Source organism: Pseudomonadota bacterium (assembly GCA_026388255.1).
Classification (GTDB): Bacteria; Desulfobacterota; Syntrophorhabdia; order Syntrophorhabdales; family Syntrophorhabdaceae; genus JAPLKB01.
Window position 1 is genome coordinate 15,840 of record JAPLKC010000011.1, and the last position, 12,094, is coordinate 27,933.

Annotated in this window: 10 protein-coding genes; 8 read left to right on the forward strand and 2 right to left on the reverse strand. The window is 39.1% G+C overall.

The features are described 5' to 3' along the window. Window positions 1-352 precede the first annotated feature (352 nt). From NT178_00685 to NT178_00720, 8 genes are all read left to right on the forward strand, one after another. Window positions 353-646, forward strand: coding sequence for a 4Fe-4S binding protein (locus tag NT178_00685; protein MCX5811052.1), 294 nt, complete (start codon window positions 353-355; stop codon window positions 644-646). Then, window positions 643-1,818 (forward strand): pyruvate ferredoxin oxidoreductase, encoded by a 1,176-nt coding sequence (porA, locus tag NT178_00690; protein MCX5811053.1) that lies wholly within the window; start codon window positions 643-645, stop codon window positions 1,816-1,818. The genes NT178_00685 and porA overlap by 4 nt, the downstream gene beginning before the upstream one ends. Next, a complete protein-coding gene (porB, locus tag NT178_00695; GenBank protein MCX5811054.1) occupies window positions 1,815-2,741 on the forward strand; it encodes a pyruvate synthase subunit PorB in 927 nt (308 codons plus the stop codon). The genes porA and porB overlap by 4 nt, the downstream gene beginning before the upstream one ends. Window positions 2,742-2,996: 255 nt before the next feature. After that, entirely contained in the window at window positions 2,997-5,783 is a 2,787-nt protein-coding gene (locus tag NT178_00700; GenBank protein MCX5811055.1) for a response regulator, read from the forward strand. A gap of 10 nt (window positions 5,784-5,793) precedes the next feature. After that, window positions 5,794-6,648 carry a flagellar motor stator protein MotA gene (gene motA / locus NT178_00705; GenBank protein MCX5811056.1) on the forward strand — a complete coding sequence of 285 codons (855 nt, stop codon included), beginning with the start codon at window positions 5,794-5,796 and terminating at the stop codon, window positions 6,646-6,648. Further along, on the forward strand, window positions 6,645-7,472 hold the full coding sequence (locus tag NT178_00710; GenBank protein MCX5811057.1) for an OmpA family protein: 828 nt from the start codon (window positions 6,645-6,647) through the stop codon (window positions 7,470-7,472). Before motA ends, NT178_00710 begins: the two co-directional genes overlap by 4 nt. After that, window positions 7,472-8,665 (forward strand): response regulator, encoded by a 1,194-nt coding sequence (locus NT178_00715; GenBank protein MCX5811058.1) that lies wholly within the window; start codon window positions 7,472-7,474, stop codon window positions 8,663-8,665. The genes NT178_00710 and NT178_00715 overlap by 1 nt, the downstream gene beginning before the upstream one ends. 357 nt (window positions 8,666-9,022) lie before the next feature. Then, window positions 9,023-9,763 carry a hypothetical protein gene (locus tag NT178_00720; protein ID MCX5811059.1) on the forward strand — a complete coding sequence of 247 codons (741 nt, stop codon included), beginning with the start codon at window positions 9,023-9,025 and terminating at the stop codon, window positions 9,761-9,763. 42 nt (window positions 9,764-9,805) lie between these two features. Here the strand turns inward: NT178_00720 and NT178_00725 are convergent, their stop codons facing one another. Continuing rightward, window positions 9,806-11,335: a class II fructose-bisphosphate aldolase gene (locus NT178_00725; protein ID MCX5811060.1), complete on the reverse strand. Its 1,530-nt coding sequence runs from the start codon at window positions 11,333-11,335 to the stop codon at window positions 9,806-9,808. Window positions 11,336-11,576: 241 nt separating this feature from the next. Further along, window positions 11,577-12,094 (reverse strand): hypothetical protein (locus tag NT178_00730; protein ID MCX5811061.1); only part of this gene is annotated, 518 nt, incomplete at its 5' end.

A 12,094-nucleotide genomic window follows, 5' to 3' on the forward strand; every position in this document is an offset into this window, starting at 1 on the left:
TATCCCTCAGTTTTTTTGTCAATACATTTTTGATAATGTATACAATCTAAAAAATATGTTAATTAATTCACAATATAATGTATTTGTATTTTCTATGTAAATAGTACCTACTTTTTAAGGTAATGATCTGAATTGATTAATGTAAGCACAATTTCTTTAGTTTACAACAAATTTCATACAACTAAAATTATAAATAAATCGGAATTATTTATATTGAAATACTATAATTATTATAATAAAAATATATACAGTGTCTATTAAAGTTTATTAAATGAGTTTGTTAATAAATTCACATTTAAATTATTTAAAATAATTTCCATTAATATTATAAAATATACTTGAGGAGGCTTAAATGGCTAAACCAATGGAAGAATATAAATGGCATGAGTTGAATGTTGGATGCGTCATTGAAGAAGTTGGAAATGCAAGGGAATATAAGACAGGTGACTGGCGTTCCTTCAAACCTGTCTGGAATAATGAAAAATGTATTAAATGCGGCTTATGCTGGCTCTATTGCCCTGATGCGACGGTTTTTAAGACAAACGAGGGGTTTTATTTATCAAATCTTGATTATTGCAAGGGGTGTGGTATTTGCGCCAAGGAGTGTAAACCCGGTGCAATCAAGATGGTGGAGGAAGGACGATGAAAAAAGGTATTGAAGTATCAATAGCTGCTTCCATTGCGGCAAAGCTTGCGCGGGTTGAGGCAATAGCCGCTTATCCAATTACCCCTCAAACACATATCGTAGAGCACCTCGCCGAGATCGTTGCCAATGGAGAGCTTGATGCGGTGTATATTAATGTAGAATCAGAACATTCAGCAATGTCGGCTTGCTGTGGCTCCTCTGCTACAGGCGCCCGGACGTTTACCTCTACCAGCGCTCAGGGATTAGAGCTGATGCATGAAATACTTTTTATTGCGTCGGGGATGAGATTTCCCATTGTTATGGCTACAGTAAACCGTGCATTATCCTCGCCGCTGTCTATATGGGGTGATCATTCCGATGTTATGGCAGCACGAGATACCGGATGGATCATGCTATTTTGTGAGAACGGTCAGGAAGTAGTCGATATGATTATTATGGCATTTAGGATAGCAGAAGACAGGGGCGTGCTCCTGCCTGTAATGGTAAATTTAGACGGATTCTCTCTAAGCCATGTAATTGAACCTATTGAACTTCCTTCCCAGATGATGGTAGACAAATTCCTCCCTCCATATAGCCCCCTTTATACATTACATCCGAATAAACCTGTGACAATGGGAGCTTACGCAATGCCTGAATTATACACAGAGGCAAAATATGCCCAAGAAATGGCAATCATCAATTCCAAAGAAATAATAAAAAACGTAATGGATGAATTTGGAAAACAATTTGGACGACAGTATAAGCCTGTTGAGACATATAATACAGAGAATGCTGACTTTGTTTTTGTTGCCCTCGGTTCCATCGGGGAAAATATAAAAACCGCCATTGATGAGCTAAAGGGAGAAGGAAAGAACGCAGGCCTTGTACAGTTACGCCTCTTTAGGCCATTCCCGTCAGAAGAGCTTTTCTCAGTCCTTAAAGACAAGAAGAGAGTTGCTGTTATTGAACGGGTTATGCCTGCAGGCGCCCCAAACGGTCCCCTTTTTCAGGAAATCTCTTCAGTCATGTGTACTAATAGTTTACTTATGCATATGGAAAACTATATTGTAGGACTCGGCGGAAGGGATGTCCTTCCTGAAAGTTTTATTGATATATTCAATGGAACAGCTTGTGAAAAAAGCACGGTACCTATCAGGGATAAGAATTTTAAGGTAATAGGGGTGAGAGGATGAGACAAAAAGGTATTGAAATTTATACAGATAATCCTGAAGAAGAATTTGCCGTCTCAGGCCACCGGGCATGTCAGGGATGTGCCGAGATACTGGCGGTACGGCTTGCGCTTAAAATATTCGGGAAGAATACAATACTTGTAATGGCAACCGGCTGTATGGAGATTATTTCTACCCCACTGCCAACTACCACCTGGACACTCCCCTGGATTCATGTTGCCTTTGAAAACGCTGCAGCCGTTGCATCAGGTATCGAAGGGGCATTAAAAATTTTAATGGAAAAGAACAAGATTCCCAGAGAAGATATTCGCGTTGTTGCCATAGCTGGTGACGGTGGAACAAGTGATATAGGACTCCAGGCTCTCTCGGGCGCCTTAGAGAGAGGGCATAAATTTACTTACATATGCTTGGATAATGAAGCCTACATGAATACAGGCATTCAACGTTCTTCGGCTACACCTTATGGCGCTTCAACCACAACAAGCCCGCCGGGCAAGAAGAGCATAGGACAGGCAACATGGAAAAAGGATATGCCTAAAATTGCAGTAGCACACAATATTCCATATGTAGCAACTGCTTGCCCTTCATACCCCTTTGATCTTTTCAGTAAGGTAAAAAAAGCTCGTATGGCTGACGGTCCATCATATTTACACATACTTTCCGTATGTCCGACAGGGTGGAGGATACCTACAGACCTTGCAATAGAATATGGGAAATTAGCTGTAAGAACAGGCGTTTTCCCACTGTATGAAGTAGAGAATGGTCAATATAAGATTACTCACAGCCCTGAACCATTAAAGCCTATTAAAGAATATATTAAGGGGCAGGGCAGGTTCAGGCATCTCAATGACGATCAGATAGCAAAAATACAGGGGCGTGTCACAAAAGAATGGGATAACCTTAAATCACGATGTGAATTAAAGTAGGGGAGCTAATGGTCTGTTCTTTAACATTTCCATTAATTAAGAAACATTTAACCTGCTAAACCGTATAACAAAATCGGTCAGCATTCATCTTCGTGCGCGGTATGGACTATTGAATGGAAATTGATATGACCAGAATCTTATCAAAGTGTAGGTTTTTCAAAAAAACTTTTAGTTTACTAACCGTTAAAATTGATTTCATGAACAATATTGTGTATATGATGAAAGGAAGCATTTATTATCTTCCGGGGTGAAGATATGGATAAAAACGAACAAAATACTGAAGCCGGGATCATCATTCAACAAGATAATGAAAGTTCAACAGGGACATACGAATCATGGTACAAAATAGCCATAGAAAACTCCAATGATGGTATTGTACTTGTAAGTGGAGACAAGCTGCAATACGTGAACAGAAAATATCTTGATATGTTCGGATATGGTTCACTTGAAGAAGTGGTCGGCAAGGATATTGCCATATCTGTCCACCCTGATGATAGAGACAAGGTTTTGGCATTAAACAGGCGGCGACAAAGCGGTCATTCAGTTCCATCCAGTTATGAATTCAAAGGAATTACAAAAGAAGATAAAATCATATATATAGAAGTTTCTGCGGTAAAAACCATATATAATGACGAACCGTCATCACTTGCTTTTCTCAGAGATATAACTGAAAGAAAGAGAGCTGAAGACAAATTAAACGAACAGATAAACTTCCTGCAAACCCTTATTGATGATGTACCAAACCCAATATTTTACAAAGATCTAAATGGGCTATATCTTGGTTGCAACAAAGCATTTGAAGAATACAGAGGTATTAAAAAAGAAGAACTAATCGGAAAAACATTGATGGAGTTAAATTATACAGAGGAAGAGGTATCCTTACATTTTGCCTCTGACATGGAACTTATCAATAATCATGGTCAAAAAACTTACAGGTCGAATTTCGCAGATCAAAACGGAATAAATAGAGAAATTATAATAAAAAAAGGTACATTTACAAATTCAGATGGTGTAGTTGCAGGCATTGTCGGGATTGTAATGGATATTACCGAGCAAAAACAGGCTGAAGAGGTAATGAAAAAAGCAATGGAAGATTCTGACGCTGCAAATAAGGCAAAATCGGACTTTCTTGCCAATATGAGTCATGAGATACGAACCCCAATGAATGCCATTATTGGTATGACAAATTTATTGCTGGATGCCGAACTTACGCAGGGACAAAGAGAGCTTCTGGAAATAACAAAAACATCTGCAGATGCCTTGCTTAAAATTATTAATGATATTCTGGATTTTTCGAAAATCGAAGCCGGAAAGATGGATTTTGAAAAAATTGATTTTGATTTATGTATTACCATAGAGGACACAATAGATACGCTTGCAGTTAAAGCAAATGAAAAAGGCCTGGAATTGGTGTGCCTTATCAATCCTGATGTCCCGTCTCTGCTTCTTGGTGATCCTGGGAGACTTCGTCAGATTTTGCTTAACATCATTGGTAATTCTATAAAGTTTACAGAAAAAGGCGAGGTCTCTGTTATTGTAGATCTTGTATATGAAAATGAGGTGAGTGCCGCACCCCGTTTCTCGATAACCGATACAGGTCCCGGCATACCCGAAGATAAATTGGAGAAACTTTTCAAATCTTTTTCTCAAATAGATTCATCGAGAACACGAAGATACGGAGGTACAGGCCTTGGCCTTGTAATATCTAAAAACCTTGTAGAAATCATGGGGGGTAACATTGGCGTAAAAAGTGAAGAAGGAAAGGGCTCAACTTTCTGGTTCACTGCAGTTTTTGACAAACAATTAAGAACAGTGCCTGATATGTTTACCAAACCTGTAGATAAAACAGATCAGCGCATTCTTATTGTGGATGACAATAAGACAAATTGTTATGTCTTAAGCAAAATGCTTGATTCTTGGGGATTTAAACATGATAAAGCTGAAGGAGCACGAGAGGCATTAGATAAGCTTTTTCATGGCATAAAACAAAACGATCCCTTTACCATTGCAATATTGGATATGAATATGCCCGAAATGGACGGAGAAACATTGGGAAAGATGATAAAAAACGATATAAATCTTAGCAATACAATTTTGATTATGCTATCATCATTCGGAAAAAGAGGCGATGTAAATAGAATGAAGGAAATAGGTTTTTCAGCTTTTCTTACAAAACCGGTAAAAGGTTCTCAACTGTATGATTGTTTACTCTCGGTAATACAAGAGGGCAGAGTTGAACCAGACAAAAGACGAATTGTTACCCGTTTTTCTATTGCTGAAGATAGGAAGCGTAAAATGCATATACTTGTTGCAGAAGACAACAAGCCAAATCAAAAATTACTTTTCATGATACTTGCTAAAATGGGTTATGAAGTGGATATTGTCAATAACGGAAGAGAAGCTGTTCAATCATTGCAACATCACAAATATGATATAGTCTTTATGGACGTACACATGCCGGAGATGGACGGATTTGAAGCTACAAGGATTATACGTGAAAATGAAAAAGGCTCTGATAGGCACACCCCGATAATTGCCATTACAGCGGACGCAATGTCTGAGGATAAAGAACGATGTATAAAAGCCGGCATGGATGATTATATATCAAAACCTGTTTTTCAGGAAAAAATTATTGAAGCTATAAAAAAAATAGTTTTTAATAAAGAGGAATGTACGGCGAAAATGTCTGTATCTAATAAGTCTATTTTTGATATGGATGCCTTAATGAAACGGTTGGATATTGATGAAAAACTTGTCAGAGAAATAATGGATGTGTATTTGAATGACACACCTATCCAGTTATCAAGACTGAAAGATTTTTTCGAAAAAGGTGATCTTCTCTTAATTCAGAGGTGTGCCCATTCGATTAAAGGCGCATCTGCCAATTTTTGTGTCGGAACAATCAATAAAACGGCCCAGGACATTGAGCTTGCCGCAAAACAAGGTAAGCTCGAAACAATAAAACCCCTTATTGATACTGTTGAGGATCAATTCGGGGAGCTTAAGGATATGTTGACAGGAATTGATTTAAACAGGGCATGAGGAGAGATTAATGTTTGTTATTATTGGTATAATTGTTGTTTTTGGTTCTGTATTGGGTGGTTATGTCATGCATCATGGTCCGCTTCTTGTCTTGTACCAGCCCTCTGAATTTATTATTATAGGAGGGTCTGCAATAGGGGCTCTTCTTATTTCAGCGCCTGCAAAACTATTGAAACTCATTGTCAATAAAGTAATCGGTACGTTTAAAGGAAGTAAGATAAGCAAAACGATATACCTTGAACTATTAAAATTACTTTACGAACTTTCCATGATTATCAGAAAAGAAGGTCTGATAGCCCTTGAATCACATATTGAGCGTCCGACAGAGAGCGCGGTTTTCTCAAAATACCTTACGTTTTTAAATGAATATCACCTTTTATTATTTATAACGGATACGCTAAGACTCGTTGTCATGGGCGGTGTAGCCCCTCACGAAATAGAGATGCTTATGGATGCCGATATCGATCTGCACCATGAGGAAGGATTAAAGCCCAGCTCTATACTGCAGAAAATAGGTGATTCTCTTCCTGGTTTGGGTATCGTAGCCGCAGTGCTTGGTATTGTAATCACCATGCAGGCAATCAGCGGACCGCCTGAAATCATTGGCCAGAAAGTTGCTGCAGCCCTTGTAGGTACATTCCTTGGCATATTTTTATCATATGGTCTTGTCCAACCTCTTGCCACGAATATAGAACTGTCTACCCAGGATGAATCGGGGGTCTTCAACGTGGCAAAGTCAGGTATAATCTGTGCTGCAAAGGGATTAAACCCTATAGTTGCTGTAGAATTTGCACGTCGCGCTATATCGAATGATTATCGTCCCACATTTCAGGAAATGGAAGAATATGTTAAAGGTGTCAAATGAGCGATGAAAGATCTAATACTCCAATAAGAATTGTAATAAAGAAAAAAGGGCATGGAGGAGGCCACCATGGCGGCGCATGGAAAGTAGCTTACGCGGATTTTGTTACCGCTATGATGGCTTTATTTATCGTTTTATGGATTGTAGGACAGAGTAATCCGGTTAAAAGCGCTATTTCAATGTACTTTACAAATCCGAATGTTTTTACCGGCGGCACAGGTATCCTTACCGGTCAAGAAGGGACGTCCTCAAAACTCGATTTATCATCAAAAGTTGAGGTTGCTAAAAAAGACAATACATTAATTGAAATGGAAAAACTTTCAGCTCAAGGGAAGAAAATAGAGGGCATAGTTTCCTCAAATCCTGTTTTTGAAAAGTTTAAAGACAAGGTCCAAATCAGTGTAACCAAAGATGGTATGAAAATAGAACTTATTGAAGATTCAAAGGGATTGTTTTTTGATATTGGTAGTGCAAAGGTAAAGCCGGAAACAATAAAACTTCTAAAAATGATTGCCACAGAAATTGGAAAATTACCAAACAAGGTTATCATAGAAGGATATACCGATGCAAGGCCCTATGAAACACATGGTTATTCAAACTGGGAATTGAGTGCCGACAGGGCTAATGCTGCACGAAAACTTCTTGAAGAAAATGGATTAAGAAAAGACCAGGTAAGTGAAGTCCGCGGATATGCGGATCGCAACCTCAAGCAACCCGATAAACCCTTTGATTATGCAAACAGACGTGTAAATATTGTTGTTGCTATACCAAAAAATATAGAAAATACCTCGCAGCCTACTCCTGCCAATCCAGGAAAAGAAAAATAATGAATACATCAAATAAACCAAAAATATTGATTGTCGATGATGATCCCGTTTCATTAAAGATACTCAATATTGTTTTGTCAAAAGAGATTTTTTACGAAATTCATCAGGCAAATGATGCTGAAGAAGGAATAAGGATTGCTCATGATATTAGGCCTGACATTATTATAAGTGATTATTACATGCCCGGAAAAGATGGTTTTGAATTCTGCCGATATGTTAAAAACGATAGAGATTTAAATAAAACAATTTTTATTCTTCTTACATCTGAAACAGATATGATTAAAAAGGTTACAGGTCTTGAAGAAGGGGCTGATGATTATATAGAAAAAACAATTTCCGCAAACGTATTGCTCAGTAAGGTAAAGGCTTTTTTAAGAATCAAAGGGCTGCAGAACGAGTTGGTTGAAGAGAAAGAAAAGCTTAATATTGCTAATCAACTGTTAAACAAAAACTTTGATGAATTAATTGCAATTCTGCTAAAGATACTTGATGTGCAGATACCGGGTGCGAGTGATAATGCTCACCTGGCAAAGGAGATAGCAGAATATATTGCTGCAAATATGGATATAGAAGAAGAGGAAACAAAAATAATAGTTTTTGGCGCCCTTTTGCATGAAATCGGAAAAACAGGTTTGCCGGATAATGTAATTAAGAAGAAATACAAGGACTTATCAATACAGGAACAGGAAATATATCTTCAGCATCCCCTTATCGGTTCTATTATAATATCAACCATTTCGGGTTTTAAAGAAGCTGCTTATGACGTATATCATCAGTACGAAAATTATAATGGCTCCGGTTTTCCGGAAGGGTTAATGAAGCATGAAATCACCATCGGTGCACGGATTTTAAGAAGTATAAATTTTCAAGAAGAACTTTTCGAGGCAAATCTTACTACTGAAAACGTAATTGAACAAATAAGACTTTCTATGAATAAAGTTCTCGATCCTGTTGTGGCAACATGTTTAGTGGATTATTTCATTAAAAATGACAATATTTTATCACACAATAAAGAGAAAATATCTATTGAAGACCTAGAAACAGGTATGGTGGTTGCTGAGGATATTTATTCTTCAAATGGTTCAAAAATTCTCCCAAAAAATGTTCGCATTGAGGATTGGATGGTTAAGATCATTATGGAGAGAGAGATTGTTGATCCTGTTATAGGTGGGGTCTATGTTTTTAAGAATTGATCATATAAGTTTGATGATAAAATATGTTCTGTCTTATAAAATTAAAAGTTAACATAATATCTCTTATCAGTACTTATAATTATCAGAGTCTATTTCAATAGAACAGATATATAGTAACAACTTTGTAATCTTTTACAATCATTCCCCTTCCTGACTTTTATCCATAACCCAAAACTCTTAAGGCACTTTTTTTGTAGTTCAGTTTACCTTGACATTACAAGACATTTCCTATATATCAGAAACAATGTAGATTTTCAGGAAGGATTATTGGCTTTGTTGAACGGAACGGACAAATACCCTTATTCCCTTAAATTGGCATTGCAAAAAAGCCGGCATGAAAATATCCTGGACGCCAACATGTTCTCGGCATATATTCCAAGGGACATGGAAATCCTCCGTTTCGAAGATCCCCGTAAGGCCAGGATGCTGAACGTCGGCATATACCGGCAACCCGGTCACGTCCAATCCGCACATATCAACCAGATCTTCAGCTACATCGGTTTTATCAAGCGTATTCAGAACCTGGAATACCGGAAATATCTGCCCATGCTGTATCAAGAACTCGCCGAGTTCCTCAGAGTTATGGAAGATGTTGCTTATAACCTGGACATCATGTTATCGCTTGAGATATATGAAGAGCAAAAACGTGGCTTCGAGAGCTTTTTCAAAACATATCACGACCGGCGAGAGAATGATGTCGAATGGATCGGCAAAATCTGGAAGCACCAGATGATCTATCTGGAGCAGATCGATATGCTCATCGAAACCTTGAAGATGCGTGGTAAGGTTTTCGATTACAGTAACGAGCCTCTGTATGCACAAATTGTCTCGGTCTCCCGGGAATCCGCGGTAGGCAGCAGAAAAGAATCAAAGCCGGTCATTGACATGGATTGCCGCTTTGTTGCAAATTGCTGCACAAAGGCAGCACTGGATCAGCGTTCCAAAGTGATCTGGTCCGGGGATACACATATCCTGATGATATTACGAAACATTTACACCATTCCGGAAATTTATAAGGCATTTCCCCAAATCTATCTCCATTCCAGCTACGATCCCCTGAGCTTTGCCGAACTATTCCCGAAATGGGCGTCCCAATAAGGGATTAAAAGTCCACTTTTTGGGCCCCTTTTCAATAAAAAATTAATCTGCCAAATCGCTGGTATCTTCTTTACCACTTTCAGCAGAAGAAGTTCCTGCCTCTTCCGCCGGGTACGCCTGATGAAAATCATGTAGTGTAATATACCTGGCAATTAAATCTTTTGTATCAACAACCCCAAGTTGTTCAAACAAGAAAGTAAACTGGTCATATAGATTCTCTGCAACTTTTGCCCGGATATCTTCCGGCATAGTCCATATCATCCATTTGAAAGCACCTGTTGCTTGTTTACGCATGCTGTATGCAAACTGCGCAAAAGTCTTACCGGGTTTCCAGTCTCCTCTGAATTTGTCAGCCAAAAATTGTTCTATTTCGCTCTGTGCGCCTTTTACTTTATAGATTCCGCTATCAAAGGTAATATTTTGGAAACCGGTAGCAAGATGCACTTCTACAGCTTTATTTTGCGGAAACAAGCTAAAAGCATTATTCGGCAACGTTGATGCCCCATGCTGAACCGAACCGGCCCATCCGTATTTCTTTCCAAAATCTGTTGCCATCTTCAATATTTCAAAGGCTATCGCCACATCGGCCACTGATCCATCCGGAAGCGGAGTTCCTCCGTGGGCGGTGCCATCATTTACAGCTATCTTGCGAATACCAAGTGCAGGGTCAATTCCCAACCGTTTCATATTTATAATAATACCTTCAGCATAAGCTTCAAGGTCTTCCTTTCTCGTATTCATCTTCCCGACCTCGCCGGTTTCTCCGCCCAATAACACGGTCCAGGGGATTCCAAGCTCTTTTTCGAGTGCCCTTACATCAGCAATTTTCTCGGCGGTTAATCTGGCATTTTCTGCTTGCTGCTCTTCAAAGGATAGATTTTCTTCGGTTCTTTTCTCAAAAGGAGACATGTCCAGATCAATTGACCCAAAGCCTGCTGCCAATAAATCCTGGATAAGCCTTCTGTGTGCGTTTATTTCCTTTTCTCCCGCTGATCCGCCTTCTCTGACCGGTTTGGATTTTAACTGCACATGATCACCTTGCAAAAAAAGCGGACCCTCAAAACCTTCCAGCATTGCTGCAGCTTGAAGGACTGCAGAAAATTCCGCTGCGCTTTGATTGGTATAGACCATTTCAGAGCGGGCGATCTCAACGATGAACGCCCCGACTTTGTTATCATTGGCAGCCTTAAACAGCGCTCTTGCAGTATCTAATGTGCCTACGCGAATATTGATTGCAGGAAAAGACATTTCCCTATTTATCCGGCCTTCAGCTATTGCAACATAAGCTTCATGCGGTGAGGCCAGCTTTACATTAAGTTGTTGTGCTCCTTCGCCTATTATCCATCGGGACAATGCCTGCACATCCGCCGGAGCGCCCCTGTCGCCAAAATCCGCCGCATTAGCCGCTAATGTCGGTAATGAGCTCTTAAAGGCATCCACATTATCTATATGCAGCATACCCTTACTGATAGTTGCCCCTTTTAAACCATTGCCTGTCAGGTCTGCCCTGCTTGTAAATACCTTTATCGCAGGTGTTTGATGGATCATATCCGCTCCGATTCTTAATGCCATTTTATTTCCTCCTTTAAACAGTATTAGAGAACTTATAGGAATTTGCTTTTCATTATGTGATAAGAATAACAAAAGAAAATTAATTTCTCAATACGAACGAGCCCATTTTGTAGATAAAAACCCGATAATATCTACAAAAAATCAATATCTACTTATTTCATCCCCGGTGAATTCCACTTCACGGATTTCCTCAACATTCACTGTTTTTTAACTATTCACTAACGACTATTCACTGCCCTTCTCACACTTGTGGCGGTCTTTTCTTGCCGTATGGAGCCTTTGGCGCCTGTTGCTGGACATAATCACAGAAAACCTGTAGTTCATAAAGAAACTTTTCAATATCTTCCCTCACATAAGTTCCAAGACCCTTATCAAAGGTTGCCTTCATGGACACAAGACCTTTAACCTGTTTCTTCACGGATACGGGTTTTGTATTATTCGGGTCGGGTTTGGCTTTTTTATATGCTGTGAGCATTCTATCTAATGTGGCATTGGTCACAGGCGTTTTTATGACAGCATCGAATATCTTCGTACGATCAGGGCATTCGAGGTTTGCGGCAAAGAGATACCCCTGGGAAACAGGAAGGTTTCCTGCAGAAATTGCTGTCTGAATTTCAGGAGAAAGTTTTAAAAGTGAAATTATGCGGAACACTGTAGATATTGACTTCCCGGCGATTTCTGAAATTGCTTGCACAGTGCAAGCAATTTCTTCTGATAGGTCTTCGCGCCTTCGATCATACATTACCAACTCACTCATTA